12 protein-coding genes and 1 pseudogene are annotated in these 15,856 nt (G+C 72.4%); 11 read left to right on the top strand and 2 right to left on the bottom strand.

Annotation, left to right across the window (positions count from 1 at the left end; genetic code table 11):
• Positions 1 to 12 precede the first annotated feature (12 nt).
• Positions 13 to 1,839: a coagulation factor 5/8 type domain-containing protein gene (locus ACFY5C_RS03465; RefSeq protein WP_389439879.1), complete on the bottom strand. Its 1,827-nt coding sequence runs from the start codon at positions 1,837 to 1,839 to the stop codon at positions 13 to 15.
• Positions 1,840 to 2,142: 303 nt separating this feature from the next.
• Between ACFY5C_RS03465 and ACFY5C_RS03460 the strand changes: the two genes are divergently transcribed.
• The 6 genes from ACFY5C_RS03460 to ACFY5C_RS03435 all read left to right on the top strand — a co-directional run bounded on the left by ACFY5C_RS03460 (position 2,143) and on the right by ACFY5C_RS03435 (position 9,708).
• Positions 2,143 to 4,062: a discoidin domain-containing protein gene (locus ACFY5C_RS03460; RefSeq protein ID WP_389439877.1), complete on the top strand. Its 1,920-nt coding sequence runs from the start codon at positions 2,143 to 2,145 to the stop codon at positions 4,060 to 4,062.
• Positions 4,063 to 4,185: 123 nt separating this feature from the next.
• Positions 4,186 to 4,722, top strand: coding sequence for a GNAT family N-acetyltransferase (locus ACFY5C_RS03455; protein WP_389439875.1), 537 nt, complete (start codon positions 4,186 to 4,188; stop codon positions 4,720 to 4,722).
• A 3-nt stretch (positions 4,723 to 4,725) separates the two neighbouring features.
• Positions 4,726 to 6,228 carry an ABC transporter substrate-binding protein gene (locus ACFY5C_RS03450; RefSeq protein WP_389439873.1) on the top strand — a complete coding sequence of 501 codons (1,503 nt, stop codon included), beginning with the start codon at positions 4,726 to 4,728 and terminating at the stop codon, positions 6,226 to 6,228.
• A gap of 3 nt (positions 6,229 to 6,231) precedes the next feature.
• Positions 6,232 to 8,037 (top strand): ABC transporter permease subunit, encoded by a 1,806-nt coding sequence (locus ACFY5C_RS03445; RefSeq protein ID WP_389439871.1) that lies wholly within the window; start codon positions 6,232 to 6,234, stop codon positions 8,035 to 8,037.
• Positions 8,034 to 9,260 (top strand): MDR family MFS transporter, encoded by a 1,227-nt coding sequence (locus ACFY5C_RS03440; protein ID WP_389439869.1) that lies wholly within the window; start codon positions 8,034 to 8,036, stop codon positions 9,258 to 9,260. Before ACFY5C_RS03445 ends, ACFY5C_RS03440 begins: the two co-directional genes overlap by 4 nt.
• A gap of 10 nt (positions 9,261 to 9,270) precedes the next feature.
• Positions 9,271 to 9,708 carry a GNAT family N-acetyltransferase gene (locus tag ACFY5C_RS03435; protein ID WP_389439868.1) on the top strand — a complete coding sequence of 146 codons (438 nt, stop codon included), beginning with the start codon at positions 9,271 to 9,273 and terminating at the stop codon, positions 9,706 to 9,708.
• A 225-nt stretch (positions 9,709 to 9,933) separates the two neighbouring features.
• Here the strand turns inward: ACFY5C_RS03435 and ACFY5C_RS03430 are convergent, their stop codons facing one another.
• The gene (locus tag ACFY5C_RS03430) at positions 9,934 to 10,698 is read right to left on the bottom strand and encodes a CDP-alcohol phosphatidyltransferase family protein (RefSeq protein WP_389440688.1); all 765 of its coding nucleotides are present in this window, start codon (positions 10,696 to 10,698) and stop codon (positions 9,934 to 9,936) included.
• A 108-nt stretch (positions 10,699 to 10,806) separates the two neighbouring features.
• Here ACFY5C_RS03430 and ACFY5C_RS03425 point away from each other — a divergent pair, with 108 nt between their 5' ends.
• The 5 genes and pseudogenes from ACFY5C_RS03425 to ACFY5C_RS03405 form a co-directional block, all read left to right on the top strand.
• Complete coding sequence (locus tag ACFY5C_RS03425; protein WP_389439866.1) at positions 10,807 to 11,790, top strand: zinc-binding alcohol dehydrogenase; 984 nt, start codon at positions 10,807 to 10,809, stop codon at positions 11,788 to 11,790.
• A gap of 173 nt (positions 11,791 to 11,963) precedes the next feature.
• A complete protein-coding gene (locus ACFY5C_RS03420; RefSeq protein ID WP_093747920.1) occupies positions 11,964 to 12,362 on the top strand; it encodes a 6-carboxytetrahydropterin synthase in 399 nt (132 codons plus the stop codon).
• A complete protein-coding gene (locus tag ACFY5C_RS03415; RefSeq protein WP_389439864.1) occupies positions 12,359 to 13,579 on the top strand; it encodes a glycosyltransferase family 4 protein in 1,221 nt (406 codons plus the stop codon). Before ACFY5C_RS03420 ends, ACFY5C_RS03415 begins: the two co-directional genes overlap by 4 nt.
• Complete coding sequence (locus ACFY5C_RS03410; protein WP_389439862.1) at positions 13,576 to 14,625, top strand: class I SAM-dependent methyltransferase; 1,050 nt, start codon at positions 13,576 to 13,578, stop codon at positions 14,623 to 14,625. The genes ACFY5C_RS03415 and ACFY5C_RS03410 overlap by 4 nt, the downstream gene beginning before the upstream one ends.
• Positions 14,622 to 15,722: pseudogene (locus ACFY5C_RS03405) on the top strand (lysylphosphatidylglycerol synthase transmembrane domain-containing protein); the annotation flags it as partial. The gene ACFY5C_RS03410 and the pseudogene ACFY5C_RS03405, both read left to right, overlap by 4 nt.
• Positions 15,723 to 15,856 lie beyond the last annotated feature (134 nt).

The following is a 15,856-nucleotide window of genomic DNA, read 5'->3' as shown; positions in this document are numbered from 1 at the left end:
GCCTGCTTCACCTCACGGATACGACACCACGGTCGAGGGCACCGTCGACGTCCCCGACGTCGGCGCCCCGGTGTCGTTGATGACGCACTCGTACTGCCCGTTGCCGCCGAGCGAGACCACGAGCAGGTTGTGGAAGCGCACCCCGGACCGGACGGGGGCGGCGAAGCCATGGTGCTGCACGATCGAGGGGTTGACGTTGTAATAGCAGTAGCTGCCGAGCCCCCAGCCCTCGTGCGAGGTCACGCCGTCGCCGACCTTGTAGGCGGCGTAGCCCTTGATCGAGCCGTTCTGGATGGCGGCCTGGTTCGGGGCGTCGTACGCCTTCTCGTTCTGGAAGAAGATCGTGCGGCCGCGCTGGCCGAACCACTGCACGTCGTACTTGTTGAAGTGCTCGACGAACAGGCCGGTCGCCAGGACGTCGTCGCCGTTGACCACGACGCCGTAGTCGGCGCGGTTGGTCTCCCAGCCGACTCCCTCGCCGTGGTCGGCCCGCCACACCCACGTGTGGTCGACGATCGTGTGCCGGCTGTTGATCACCATGCTGGTGGTGGCCTTGCCGGCGCCGGCCCCGCCGATGCGGACGAACACGTCCTGGACCGTGATCGGGTTGGCGGAGTGGTCCCTGGACGCGCCCTGCGGCCCGACTTCCACCAGTGTCGCCGAGTTGACGGGTCCGGCGTCCACCAGGAAGCCGGCCAGCCGGACTCCGTCGACGTCGGCGACCCGCACGGCCGTGGCGCCGTTGGCCGGGATGAGGGTCGCGTAACCGAGGCCGAGGACGACGGTGTTCGGCCGGTTGACCTGGATCGGCCGGTCGAGGTGGTAGATGCCCGGGGTGAGCAGGAGGTGCAGTCCCTGGGCGAGCGCCTCGTTGAGCGTGGCCGCCGTGACGCCGGGCCGCGCGACGTAGAACTGCGTCAGCGGCAGCGAGGTGCCTCTGGGAGTGCCGTTGCCCCAGGTGACGCCGCGGGCGTTCGTGCGCTTCTCCGGCAGGAAGACCCGGAAGTCGTTCCCCTGGACGTACAGGAACGGCTTCTCTCGCGAGACGGGAGTCGTGTCGAGCGTGGTGTACGGCGGGTTGGGGAAGCTCTGCGCGGGGGCGCCCTCGACGCCGGAGAACACCATGTTCCAGACGCCGTTGAGCCAGCTGCCGATCGCGCTGTCGCGGGTGTACCACTGCTGCTGCGAGTACGGCCCGACCTGGCCGTCGATGCGGCTGTCCGCGATGTAGCCGCCGCTCGCCCAGCCGTAGCCGGTGGGGGAGAGGTTGAGTCCGCCGCGTATGTGCATGCGGCGGAACGGGGCCGCCTGGGCGACCGCCCACCGGTTGGTGCCGTTGACCGGCACCAGGGCAAGGTTCTCCGCCGAACGCCAGAAGTTCTGCGTGGCGTTGCCGTTGAACCAGCCGGCGTCGACGGTGACATCGCCGTTGATGGTGGTGTCGTCGGGGGACAGCCCCAGGCCCGCGATCGAGGTGTAGAAGCCGAGTTGGGCGTTGAGGCCGTGGTAAGTGCCGGGCTTGAACAGCAGGGCATAGCGGCCGGTGCCGAACTGTGCGGACTCCTGCTGCCGGAACACCTCGTCGAGTCGGGCCTGGATGCCCGGGGTCGAGGGATCGAAGACGAGGACGTTCGGACCGAGGTCGCCGCCGCCCGGCAGGGCGCGCGGCTTCGTCCGGGCCGACGGGGACGCCGAAGTCGGCGCGGCGGCCGGTGTGGAGTTCTGCGCGGAGGCCTCGCTCGACAGGCCGAGCACGGCCGGTGCCGAGGCGATCGCGGCGCCGATCAGGGCCCGGCGGCCCAGCGAGGACGGCCCGGAGGACGGGGAGGAAGGAAGCATCAGGCGGCTCTCCTGGTTCAGGAAGTGAACGTCACGACGTGCGGGGAGCGCTCTCTTGCCGCTGAATGGTTCAACTGTGGAACGTGTGAGTCAAGAGTTGCGGCCAAAGTTCTGAGGGTGTGTCAAAGCCCTTGACGCGTCTGCCTTCCAAGGCTTAACTCACGCTCTAAACTAAGACGTGATGCGACGATCCGCAGCCACCGGGACAGGCGCGACGGGTCGCCCGACGGCGACGGCACGAAGGCATCACGGCACGGAATGCGCACCCTGCGAGGACCCCCTCACATCCCCAAGGAGAGCCGCATGCCATCCCGTACCCGTACCTGTACGCGCACCCGAACCCGTACGCGTACTCGCACTCCACGGACCCTTCTGACCGCGCTCACCGCCCTCGCCCTGCTCGGCACGGGTTCGGCGTTCGCTGCGCCGCCCGCAGGGCCCGCCGCCGTGGCGGCCGCATGGGACACCGACCGCGCGGCCGAGGCACACACCGCGAACCCGAACGCCGTCACCGCCTCCGGCAGCGAGAACGGCGGCACCGCACCCGGCCTCGCCTTCGACGGCGACGGAGCGACCCGGTGGTCCAGCAACTTCGCCGACGACGCCTGGATCCGCGTGGACCTCGGTACAACGATCCGCGTCGATCGGGTGGTCCTCGACTGGGAGGCGGCTCACGGCAAGAGATACGTCCTGGAGGTCTCGAAGAACGGCACGGACTGGACCCCGTTCTACACGGAGACCGCCGGCACCGGCGGCACGGTCACCGCGCACACCTACCCACAGGAGGTGACCGGCCGCTACGTCCGCATGCGCGGCGTCGAGCGCGCCACGCCCTACGGCTACTCGCTGTACTCCTTCAAGGTCTACGGCGGCGAACCGGCTCCGGCGTCCACCACCCGCACCAACCTGGCCCTGAATCACCCCGCGTATACCAACTACTACCAGCACGCGGGCAATTCACCGGCCTTCGTGACGGACGGAGGGTGGCCGGGGGATCTCAAGGCCGACGCCACTCGCTGGTCCAGTGACTGGAACGCGAACCGCTGGATCTCCGTCGATCTGGGCGCCAGGTCGACGATCTCCTCCGTGGACCTCTACTGGGAGGCTGCCTACGCCGTCGACTACCAGCTCCAGGTCTCCGACGACAACCGCACCTGGCGTACCGTCCACCAGCCCTCCGCAGCCGAAGTCGCCGCCCGCCGCGCGAACGTGACGTCCCCGGCTCAGGCGGTGGGCCTGCACGACACGATCACCCTCTCCTCCCCGGCGACCGGCCGCTACGTCCGCATGCTCGGCAAGGAACGCCGCAGCTTCCACAACCCGGCTCCCGCGACGGCCCAGTTCGGCTACTCCCTGTACGAGTTCCAGGTCTGGGGCACGGGTGGCAGCGCCGACGCCGCCTACCCTGCGCTCCCGACCGAGCAGCCGGGGACGTATCGGACGACCTTCTTCGACGACTTCACCGGCGCCGCCCTCGACCGCTCCAAGTGGCGCGTCGTCCGCACCGGAACCGAGATGGGTTCGGTCAACGGCGAGTCGCAGGCGTACGTGGACTCGGCGGACAACATCCGCACCGAGAGCGGGAACCTGGTCCTGCGTGCCAAGTACTGCAAGGGCTGCACGCAGGCCGGCGGCGGCACGTACGACTTCACGTCCGGCCGCATCGACACCAACACGAAGTTCGACTTCACATACGGCCGGGTCAGCGCCCGTATGAAGCTCCCCGTCGGCGACGGCTTCTGGCCCGCCTTCTGGCTGCTCGGCAGCAATGTCGACGACCCCTCCGTCTCCTGGCCCGCGTCCGGTGAGACCGACATCATGGAGAACGTCGGCTACCGGGACTGGACGAGCACCGCCCTGCACGGCCCCGGCTACTCGGCCGACGGCAACATCGGCGACCGCCAGATCTTCCCGAACGGCGGCTCGGTCGACCAGTGGCACACCTACGCCGTCGAATGGACCCCGACGGGCATGCGCTTCTACGTCGACGACCGCCTGGTCCAGGAGACCACCCGCAACAAGCTGGAGTCGACACGGGGGCAGTGGGTCTACGACCACAACCAGTACGTGATCCTGAACCTCGCTCTGGGCGGGGCCTACCCGGCCGGCTGGAACCAGGTGACCACCCCCTACTGGGGGCTGCCGCAGTCCAGCGTGGACAGGATCGCGGGTGGGGGAGTGCAGGCCGAGGTGGACTGGGTTCGGGTGGAGCAGAAGGGGTAGCAGGCGGGGCGGGCATTGGAGATGATCTTCGAATACAGTCAAATCGACTGAACCGTAAGGGGGTTGTGCGGCAGGACGGGGCGGGCGGAAAGGCCTTTCGGGCTTGATGCATATGATGTGCAAGTGCACGACTACAGCATCAGGGCGGCGAGCCCGGACGACCTCGACGGTGCGCGAGCTCTGATGCTCGACACCGTGTACCGCGACTTCGGTACCGGCTATGTGCCTCGCTGGCACGCGGACATCATCGACCCGGCCACCGCCTATCTCGCCCCGCCCCGCCACACTCTCCTCGTAGCGCTGGACCCGCGCGACGGGAGCGTCGTCGCCACCGCCGCCCTCGACTCCCGCGGCCCGGCCCACCCGCCGAACCCGCGCGAGCTCGCCGAGCGCTACCCCTCCGGTGAGACCGCACAGCTGCGCCGCGTCTACGTCCGGGCCGAGCACCGCAGGCGCGGCCTGGCCCGGCGGCTCGTCGACGAACTGCTCGCCTTCGCGGCGGCGGACGGCGGCTACCGCGCGGTGTATCTGCACACCGACCCGAAGGTGGCGGGCGCCGAGGCGTTCTGGCGCTCGCTCGGCAAGGTCGTGCATGACGAGCGTGAGGACACGGACGGCGGGAACGGCGTCGTCCACTTCGAGATACCGATGGAGCGATAGACCGTGCGACGCCGAACCCGCCCGCTCCTCGCCCTCGTGCTGGCCCCGGTCCTCGCCGGCTGCTTCGCCTCCGGCGGCGCTCCCGACGCCGCGGGCGGCGCCCAGGACGGGTCCCGCCTGCGAGTCGCCCTCGCCTTCCCGCCCGCCGAGAACCTGTCGCCGTACGGCGCCGACGCCACCCTCCTCAGCCGCCTCGGCGTGACCGAGGGCCTGACCGCGCTGGACGCCAACGGCGCCGCCGCCCCCGCCCTCGCCGCCTCCTGGCGCCAGGAGAACGACCGCACCTGGCTGTTCACCCTGCGCGAGGCCACCTTCCAGGACGGCTCCGCGGTCACCCCGGCCGCGGTCGCCGCCGCACTCACCCACGCCACGAAGGCCAAGCCCGTCCCCGCCGCACTCTCCGGCGTCGCCCTCTCCGCGAAGGCAGCGGGCAGCAAGGACGTACGGATCACCACCGAGGCCCCCGACCCCGTCCTGCCGCTGCGTCTGTCCAGCCCCTCCCTCGTCGTCCTCTCCGGCAAGGCCTACGGCGACCAGGACAAGCAGACCGAGGTCGACCCGGTCGGCCATGCCACCGGGCCGTTCGAGCTCACCAAGGTGCTCGGCGCCACGGCCGCCACCCTCGACCGCTACGACGACTACTGGGGCGGCCGCGCCCAGGCCACCGGCATCGACGTCAAGTTCGTCGCCGACGGCACCGCCCGCGCGAGCGCCCTGCGCACCGACCAGGTCGACCTCGCCGAGGCGATCCCCGTCGCGCAGGCCGCCACCCTGGACGAGGCCACCCGCGAGGCGACGGCCACCACGCGCACCACGAGCCTGTTCCTCAACACGAAGAAGGGGCCCTTCAAGGACGCAGCCCTGCGGGCCGCCGCCCGGCAGGCCGTCGACAGCTCGGCGTTCGCCAAGGGTGTCTACGAGGGCTACGCCGACGCCGGCGCCGGCATCTACGGGCCCGCCGTCACCTGGGCCGCCGGCAAGCGGACCGAGCCGGTCGGGCGGGCGAAGGCGGGCAAGCCCGACAAGACCCGGATCACCCTGGCCACCTACGACAACCGGCCCGAACTCCCCGAAGTCGCCCAAGTGCTGAAGCAGCAGCTGGAGAAGGCAGGGTTCGAGGTCACGCTGGAGGTGCGCGAGTACTCGCGGCTGGAGAGCGACGCGCTGGACGGCAGGTTCGACGCTTTCGTCGGCGCCCGCAACAGCCTGGTCGACACCGGCGACCCCGTCGGTGTCCTCGCCAGCGACTACACGTGCGACGGCAGTTACAACCTGGCCATGCTCTGCGACAAGGACATCGACCGGGCCGTGGCCGAGGCCGCGGACATCACCGACACCGCCGAGCGGCAGGACGCGGCCATGACGGCCGAGGCCGAGATCCTCGGCACCGACGCCGTTGTACCGCTGGTCCACCAGCGCATCATCACCGGTGTCGGCACCCACGTCCGGGGCGAACTCCTCGACCCGTACGAGCGCACCCTCGTCGGCATCGGCACCCGGCGCTGACCCGTGCGGCGCCAGGCAGTCACGCTCCTGTGGCGTGCGGGGATCGCGGCCGCCCTGGTGTGTGCCATCGGCGTACTGCCCTGGCTGTCGCGCACCGACCCGGCGCTCACCGTGCTCAAGGCCCGCTCGGCGGACCGCGACCCCACGCCCGAGGTGCTGGCGGACGTCCGCGCTCAGCTCGGCCTGGACGCGGGCCCGTTCCGGCTCCTCGGTGACTGGCTGGGCGGGCTGTGGCGCGGAGACGCCGGCCGGTCGTGGATCTCCGGCAGCGAGGTCACACCCGCCGTGCTCCAGGCTCTCGGCGCGTCCCTGCTGCTGATGGCGGTGGCCCTCGCGGTCGCCGCCGCCACCGCCGCCCTGATCTGCGCCCGCACCCTGTGGCTCGGCGCGCACCGGCGGCTCGACGGGCGGGCCGGGGGCAGCGGCTCCGCCGTCCTCGCCGCGCTGCCCGAGTTCCTCACCGCGTCCGTCCTCGCGACCGTCGTCGGCGTGCAGTTGGGGTGGCTGCCCGCGCTCGGCTGGTACGGCCCCCAGTGGACGATCCTCCCCGCACTCGCCCTAGGCCTGCCCGCCGGCGCCGTGCTCGGCCGGCTCCTCGACGACCTGCTGCCCGGCGCCTTCACCGAGCCCTGGGCCCTGGCCGCCACCGCACGCGGACTCCCCGGCCGCGCCGTCACCCGCCAGGCCCTGCGCCGCTGCCTGCCCGGACTGCTCCCCAACACCGGCCTGTTCGTCGTGGGCCTGACCGGAGGATCGGTCACCGTCGAGCAGATCTTCGACATCCCCGGCCTCGGCCGCACCACCCTCCAGGCCGCCCTCGCCCAGGACCTGCCCGTCCTGCAGGCCGGCACGCTCGCCCTCGTCCTGCTCGCCGCGGCCGCCGCCGGACTGGCCCACGTCCTCGCCCGCCTGCTGATCGGCCCGGCGCTGCGCGACGGCGCGCTGCCGTCCCTGCACCGGCCTACGCCGCCCGTGCGCAGGTTCCTGCCGATCGCCTACGGTGGTCTGCTCGTCGGCGTGGTCGCCCTCGGCCTGCCCCGTGACCCACTGGCCCTGGACACCGCCGAGCGACTCGCGGCCCCTTCGCCGGGGCACCCGTTCGGCACCGACGCCCTCGGCAGGGACATCCTCGCCCGCGTCGCCCACGGCGCCCTCGACACCCTGCTGCTCGCCGGCGCGATCACCGCCGTCACCCTGCTCACCGGAGTGGCGCTCGGTCTGCTGCCCCGGCTGTCCGGACCGCTCGTCGACACCGTCACCGCGCTGCCGCCGGTCCTCGTCGCGCTGCTCGTCACCGCGGTCGCCGGTAGCGGAACCGCCACGCCCGCGCTCGCCGTGGCCGCGGTTGCCTGGGCCCCGCTGGCCGCCCACACCACGGCGCTGCTACAGCAGGAACGCGCCGCCCTCCACCTCACAGCCACCCGCGCCCTGGGCGCCGGCCCCTGGTACCTGCTGCGCCACGAACTGCTCCCTGCCGTCGTGCCGCCCGTCACCCGCCACGCCCTGCTCCGCCTGCCCGGCGTCGCCCTCGCGCTCGCCTCGCTGGCCTTCCTCGGCCTCGGCGCCCAGCCGCCCTCGCCGGAGTGGGGCCTGCTGCTCGCCGAGAACCAGCCCTACGCCGAGCGCGCCCCCTGGGCGGTCCTCGCCCCCGCCGCCGTACTCGCCCTGCTGGGTGCGCTGGCGGTGACGGCGGCAGGAGGCCTGCCGGGCGGGCGGCGGCGCGGGGACAGGGGGAGGGGCAGCGGCGAGCCTGCCGCGCCTACGCCCGAACAGCACTCACCCGCCATGGAGTTGGTGAGGACGGGATGACCTCGCTGCTGTCGCGCCGCCTGCGCAGGGCGCCGGACCGTCACCGGCTCTCCCCGCTTCTGCGCCTCCTCATCCTCACCCAACTCGCCTTCAACATCGGCTTCTTCGCCGTCCTGCCCTTCCTGGCCGAGCATCTGGGACAGGCCGTCGGAATGGCGGGGTGGATGGTCGGGTTCGTGCTGGGGCTGCGAACGTTCAGCCAGCAGGGGCTGTTCGTGGTGGGCGGGGCGCTGGCCGATCGGTACGGCATCCGGCCGGTCGTGCTCACGGGCTGTGCCCTGCGCATCGCCGGGTTCGCCTGGCTCGGGTACGCGCGACAGACGTGGGCGGTCATCGGGGCCGTGCTGCTGATCGGGTTCGCCGCCGCGCTGTTCTCACCCGCAGTCGAGTCCGAGGTGGCCCGGCAGGCGGTGGTGTGGGAGGAGTCGGGCGGCGGCTCCCGCACCCGCGTCCTCGCGCTGCTGACGGTGGCCGGACAGGCGGGCGCGTTCGTCGGGCCGCTGCTCGGCGCACTGCTGCTGTCGGTGGACTTTCGTACGGTCTGCCTCGCCGGCGCCGGCATCTTCGTCCTCGTCCTCGCCGGGCACGCGTGGCTGCTGCCGCAGCACATACCCGGGCGAGGGGGTGTGCGGCTGCGCGGCGGCACGGGGAAGCTGCTGCGCAACCGCCGCTTCCTCGCGCTGTGCTGTGCCTACGGCGCCTACCTGCTCGCCTACAACCAGCTCTATCTCGCCCTCCCCGACGAGGTGGAGCGCGCCACGGGCTCCCAGGCCGCGCTGGCCTGGCTGTTCGCCCTGTCCTCACTGCTGGTGGTGGTCGCCCAGCTGCCCGTCACCCGGTGGGTGGGGGAGCGGTTCACCCTGCGCCGGTCCATGGTCGCCGGACTGCTGCTGATCGCGGCGGGGTTCGCGGTCGTGGCCGCGGCCCGGCCCGCCGAGTGGACCGGTACTGCGGGTCTGCTGCCCGCGGCCGGATTCGTCGTCCTGCTCACCCTCGGCCAGATGCTCGTCGCCCCCGTCGCCCGCGCCTGGGTGCCCGACCTCGCGGAGGAGGGCCGACTCGGCCTCTACACCGGCGCGTTGTCCTCGGTCTCCGGCCTGATCGTCCTGCTCGGCAGCTCGGCCACGGGAAGTCTCCTGGACACCGGCCTGCCCGCCGCCGTGCCCTGGCTGGTGCTGGCGGCCGTACCGGTGGCGGCGATCGGGGTGCTGCCGCGCCGGTAAGGTCCCCGGCATGGATGTTCAGGTGGAGATCGTCCGGGAGGCGAGCGCGGAACTCGTGGCCGGCTTCGCCCGGCTGCTGCCGCAGCTGTCCGGGAGCGCCAAGCCCCTCGACCTCGCGGCGGTCGACCGCATCGTGAGGTGCGGCACGAACACCGTCCTCGTCGCTCGGGCGGACGGCGAGATCGTCGGCACGCTCACCCTCGTACAAATTCCCGTGCCTTCCGGGCTGCGCGCCCGGATCGAAGACGTGGTCGTCGACGGGGCCGCGCGCGGTCACGGTGTCGCGGGGCTGCTGATGGGTGAGGCGGTACGGCTCGCCCGGGAGTCCGGGGCGCGGACCGTGGATCTCACGTCGCGGCCGGACCGGGTTTCGGCGAACAGGCTGTATGAGGGTCTGGGGTTCGGGCCGAGGGAGTCGACCGTGTACCGGATGTACCTGGACGGCTGACTGTCGCTCATGGTGTCGGGGGGCTGCTGATGTATGGGGCGGTGCGGCTCGCTCGGGAGTCCGGGGCGCGGAGCGTGGATCTCACGTCGCGGCCGGGCCGGGTTTCGGCGAACAGGCTGTATGAGGGTCTGGGGTTCGGGGCGAGGGGCTCGGCGGTGTACCGGATGCTGCTCGACGGCTGACTGCCGTCCACGGTGTACCCGGTGCCGCCCGAAGGCCGACCCGTCAGGACGCCACCAGCTCCCGTACCTCCGCCACCGGCGCCCGCCGCACGCGCGACGGCCGGTTCCGGAACAGCCACAGGATGTCCCGGCCGAACGACCAGACCAGCGCCGCCAGTGCCGTAGCCGTGACCGCGAACGTCGCCAGGTACGGGAAGAGGCCGGACGCGGCCATGAGCAGGAACACGCCCTGCATCGCGGCGACCGTCTTGCGGGCCGTGCTCGGCGGGAGCGCGGCGTTCAGCCACGGCCAGACGCGGGCGGCGGCGACGAAGCCGTAGCGCATGGCGCCGATGAGGAGCACCCACGGACCCATCGACATCGAGACATACACGCTCAACACCAGGATCAGGAACGCGTCCACCTCCATGTCGAAGCGTGCGCCCAGGGCGGTCGACGTGCCCGTACGGCGGGCCACCTTGCCGTCCACGCCGTCGAGGATCAGGGCGACCGCAGTCAGGCCGACGAACAACGTCACCGGCGGTGAACTCTGGAAGGAGTCCGCGACCAGTGCCGTGACGCCGCCCACCAGCGTGGCGCGGCCCAGGGTGACCCGGTTCGCCGGGCCGAAGGACCGCAGCCTGGATCGGTGCAGGGCCAGCGAGAGCAGCGCCCAGGTGGCGACGGCGAAGACGAGGCCGGTCAGCCAGCCCGCCGGCCCCATGCCGATCGCCGAACCGAGCAGGGCCAGCAACAGGATCTGCACGCCCGCTCCCACAGCGGTCTCCTGCTGGACCAGCCTCGCGTCGTAAGTGTTGTTCAGGGCCACCGCACATTCCTCCGGCCAGATGACAGAGTCGATCAAGGCCGCGTACTGTGCGCGACCTGTGCACACCTCGGTACGTGGGCAGCTTGCAGATCGTTCAGGAGGATTCCGATGAACCGCACCGCACGTGCGTTCTGGCTCAGCTCCCCGGGTGCGGGAGAGATCCGGGAGGTCACCCTTCCGGAGCCGGGCGAGGGCGATGTGCTGGTGCGGTCGCTGTACTCCGGAGTCAGCCGGGGCACGGAGACCCTCGTGTTCCGTGGCGGGGTCCCGCAGAGCCAGCACGCGGCCATGCGGGCGCCGTTCCAGGAGGGCGATTTCCCCGCACCGGTGAAGTACGGCTATCTCAGCGTCGGGATGGTCGAGGAGGGGCCGACGGCACTGGTCGGCCGTACTGTCTTCTGCCTGTACCCGCATCAGACGCGGTACGTCGTCCCCGCGAGCGCCGTCACCGTCGTACCCGACACCGTGCCCGCCGCGCGGGCCGTCCTCGCCGGCACCGTCGAGACCGCCGTCAACGCGCTCTGGGACGCCGCGCCCCTGGTCGGCGACCGGATCGCCGTGGTCGGCGGCGGCATGGTCGGCTGCTCCGTGGCCGCCCTGCTGGCCCGCTTCCCGGGCGTGCGGCTGCAGTTGGTCGACGCCGATCCGCGCCGTGCCGAGGTCGCCGCGGCCCTCGGCATCGCCTTCGCCACGCCCGACGAGGCGCTCGGCGACCGCGACCTGGTCGTCCACGCCAGCGCCACCGAGCAGGGCCTCGCCCGGTCGCTCGAACTGCTCCGCCCCGAGGGCACGGTCGTCGAACTCAGCTGGTACGGCGACCGGAGTGTCGCCCTGCCGCTCGGCGAGGCCTTCCACTCCAGGCGGCTCGTCATCCGCAGCAGCCAGGTCGGCACCGTCTCCCCGGCCCGCAGCGCCAGCCGTACGTACGCCGACCGGCTCGCCCTCGCCCTCGACCTGCTCGCCGACCCCGCCCTGGATGCGCTGGTCACCGGGGAGAGCGCTTTCGCGGAGCTGCCCGAGGTGCTGCCGAAGCTCGCTTCCGGGGAGATCCAGGCGCTCTGTCATCGCGTCAGGTACCCCGCCACGCCGTGACAGGACTCGGACACGCCCTGACGGACTCGTTCAAGTCGGGACGACAAGAGCGCCTGACCTGAGAAAAGAGTGAGAGACGGCTGAACAACGGGAAGCGAAGAGCCGTACTACACGGCATCCCCGGCAGCCGATCGGCGGGGATGAGGAGCGCACCGCACCTGGAGGGTCGTCCGTTGTTCAGCATCACCGTCCGCGATCACATCATGATCGCCCACAGCTTCCGCGGCGACGTCTTCGGACCCGCGCAGCGCCTGCATGGAGCGACGTTCCTGGTGGACGCCACATTCCGGCGCGAGCAGCTGGACGACGACAACATCGTCGTCGACATCGGTCTGGCCACTCGGGAACTGGGGGCCGTCGTAGGTGAGCTGAACTACAGAAACCTCGACAACGAACCCGACTTCGCCGGGATCAACACCTCCACCGAGTTCCTGGCCAAGGTCATCGCCGACCGGCTCGCCGAGCGGATCGAGAAGGGTGCGCTGGGCGAGGGCGCCAAGGGCCTCGCGGGCCTCACCGTCACGCTGCACGAGTCGCATGTCGCATGGGCGAGTTATGAGCGTGCGCTGTGACCGACGTGACCCTGGAGAAGGCCGTCGCCGTGGAAGAGGCTCCGGAGAAGTCGGAGAAGGTTGCGCTCGGCTATGTGCCCGTGCAGCACTCCGTCCTGAAGAACGCCGAGATCATCCCCATGTCCCTGCGCTCCGTGCACTTCGTGATGCCGGGCGGCGTCGACGACGCGTCCGCGCCGAGCGGCGGCAACGCCTATGACCGGCGGGTGAGTCTGGATCTGCCCGGCTTCGGGTGGCAGGTGCACAAGCACGCGGTGGACGGCAGCTGGCCGCTCCCCGGTGCGGCGGACCGGGCCGAACTCTCCCGCACACTGCGCGAGTTCCCCGACGGGACCGTCGTCCTGCTGGACGGACTGGTCGCCTGTGGGGTGCCCGAGATCATCGTCCCGGAGGCGGAGCGGCTGAACCTCGCGGTCCTCGTCCATCTGCCGCTCGGCGACGAGACGGGACTGGAGCCCGCCGTCGCCGCGGAGCTGGACGCCCGAGAACGCACGGTGCTGCGGGCCGTTCCCGCGGTGATCGCCACCAGCGACTGGGCCGTCCGCCGCCTCGTCTCCCACCACGGCCTCGCGCCCGACCGGGTCCATGTCGCCGCCCCCGGCGCCGACATCGCGCCGCTGGCCCCCGGCACGGACGGCGTCTCCCGCCTGCTGTGCGTGGCCGCCGTGACACCCCGCAAGGGACAGCACCGGCTGGTCGAGGCGCTGGCGTCGGTGACCGACCTGCCGTGGAGCTGCGTGTGCGTGGGCGGGCTGAACCAGGACCCCGAGTACGTGGCCGAACTGCGGTCCCTGATCGCGAAGCACGGGCTCGAGGACCGGCTGGTCCTTGCGGGCCCGCAGACCGGTGCCGAACTCGACGCCAGCTACAACGCCGCCGACCTGATGGTGCTCACCTCCTACGCCGAGACGTACGGCATGGCGGTGACGGAAGCGCTCGCGCGCGGCATCCCGGTGCTCGCGACGGACGTCGGCGGACTGCCGGAGGCGGTCGGCCGGGCCCCCGACGGCGGTGTTCCCGGCATCCTCGTTCCGCCGGAGAACCCCGCCGCGATCGCGGCCGAGCTGCGCGGCTGGTTCGGGGAGGCGGACGTACGACGCCGACTGAAGGCGGCTGCCCGGGGACGCCGGGCCGCCCTGAACGGCTGGGCCGGCACGGCCCGCAGCCTGGCCTCCGTACTGGGCCGACTGCCGAACGAACCCCGGAGGGTCGCATGAGGGACACGGCAACGGCACAGAGCGAAGGGGCGATTCCGGCCCAGCCGGGACCGCGCGATCCCGCACCGCGGAGCGGGATCGCCGCGGCGGAGGGAGCCATGGGCGACGTATCCGTACCGGCGGCGCCTGACGCGGACGCCGTGATCCTCGGGGCCGGGCCCAGCCTCGGTCCCGGCGAGCGGGCGACCGTGCGGCTCAGGGACGCCGGGGCGGACGACCCGCCCCGTTACGCCCCCGAGTGGCTGGAGCTGCGGGAAGGCGCCGACGCCGCCGCGCGGGCGCACGACCTGCTCGACCCGCTGCGGATCCGGCTCGCCAACCTGCCCGGACGGGCCGGACTGGTAATTCACGACGTGGGCTGCGGCACCGGCTCCATGGGCCGCTGGCTGGCTCCCCACCTGGACGGTGCCCAGCACTGGGTCCTGCACGACCGCGACCCCTACCTCCTGCACTTCGCCGCCGTGGCCTCCCCGCGCTCCTCCGCGGACGGCAGCCGCGTCACCGTCGAGACGCGGCGCGGCGACGTCGGCCGCCTCACCCCGGACGCCCTCGCCGGTGCCTCGCTCGTGACCGCCTCCGCGCTGCTCGACGTCCTCACCCGCGAGGAGGTCGACGCCCTCGCCGCCGCCTGCGCGGGCGCGGGCTGCCCGGCGCTGCTGACGCTCTCCGTCGCCGGACGCGTCGAACTCACCCCGCCCGACCCGCTGGACCAGGAGATCGCCGAGGCGTTCAACGCCCACCAGCGGCGCTCGGGGATGCTGGGCCCGGACGCGATCACCGCGGCGGCGGAGGCCTTCTCCGGGCAGGGCGCGACCGTCCAGGTGCACCCGAGCCCCTGGCGGCTCGGCCCCGGCGAGTCCGCGCTCACCGCCCACTGGCTGCGCGGCTGGGTCGGGGCTGCCGTAGAGCAGCGCCCCGAACTGCGCGAGCGCGCCGACCGCTATCTGCGGGACCGCCTCGCCGCCTGCCAGGCGGGCGAGTTGCATGTCGTGGTCCACCACAGCGACCTGCTGGCACTGGTGCGACCGACAGGCGGAGCGTCATGAGCGTGGAGACGGTGGCGGGGGCGCGCGTCACGCGAAGGGGCGCCAAGGCGCGAGAACGGCGAGTGAAGTCCTTGGCAGTGAGCCGGGCCGTCGGGGTGACGGAGGCGGGCCCTGCCACCCGGCTCGGCGCCGAGCCCGCCGCCCGCCGCGCGACCGCCCCCGTTGCCCTCGCCCCCTCCCGCGTCGACGTCATCGTCGACGAGCCCCGCCCGGAAACGGCTGCTCCCCAGCCGGGCCGGCCTCCCCTGCGCACCCGCCTGGCCCGTCTCAACACCCCCGCTGTCCGCACCCACCTGGGCACGGTCGTCGGCGTCGCCATCCTCGTCGCGCTGTTCTGGCGGCTCGGTACGGGCGTCTTCCTCGACGGGCTGCGGCGGATCGACGCGACGGCGCTGGCCGCGGCGCTCGGGATCGGGCTCGTCACCACCGCTTTGAGCGCGTGGCGCTGGCAGTTGGTGGCACGCGGGCTGCGGATCCGGCTACCGCTCGGGCCGGCCGTCGCCGACTACTACCGTGCCCTGTTCCTCAACGCCGCCCTCCCGGGCGGAGTCCTCGGCGATGTGCACCGGGCGGTGCGGCACGGGCAGAGCGCCGGTGACATGGGCCGCGGCGTCCGTGCGGTCGTGCTCGAACGGACGGCCGGCCAAGTCGTCCTGGCCGTCGTCGGCGCCGTCGTGCTGCTGACCATGCCGTCCCCGGTGCTGAACGAGGCACGCGACCTGACGCCGCTCATCCTGTTCGCCGCTGTGGGGACCCTGGCCGTCGTGGTCGCGCTGCGCATGAACCGTGCACCGTCCCGCCGTGACCGGACCGAGCCGACGGCCGTGCGCACGACTCTCGGCGAGGCCCGCGAGGCCCTGCTGTCCCGCCGCAACGGTCCCGGCGTCGCCGTGTCTTCCGTCGTCGTCCTCGCCGGCCACATCGCGATGTTCGTGCTCGCCGCGAGGATCGCCGGCTCCACCGCCTCCGTGGCCGCCCTGCTGCCGCTCGCCGTCCTGGCGCTGCTCGCCATGGGCGTGCCCCTGAACGTCGGCGGGTTCGGTCCCCGGGAGGGCGCCACCGCCTGGGCGTTCGGCGCCGCGGGGCTCGGTGCCGACACCGGACTGGCCGTCGCCGTCGTGTACGGCGTCCTCAGTTTCGTGGCCGCCCTGCCCGGCGTCCTCGTCCTCGTCGCCCGCTGGTACACCGGCCTGCGCACGGGCTTCGGGTCCGCAGCCGTAGCCGTAGCGGA

Source organism: Streptomyces sp. NPDC012935, assembly GCF_042900345.1.
GTDB lineage: Bacteria > Actinomycetota > Actinomycetes > Streptomycetales > Streptomycetaceae > Streptomyces.
The sequence above is the reverse complement of the archived record's forward strand: the minus strand, read 5'-3'. Positions and strand labels throughout refer to the sequence as shown.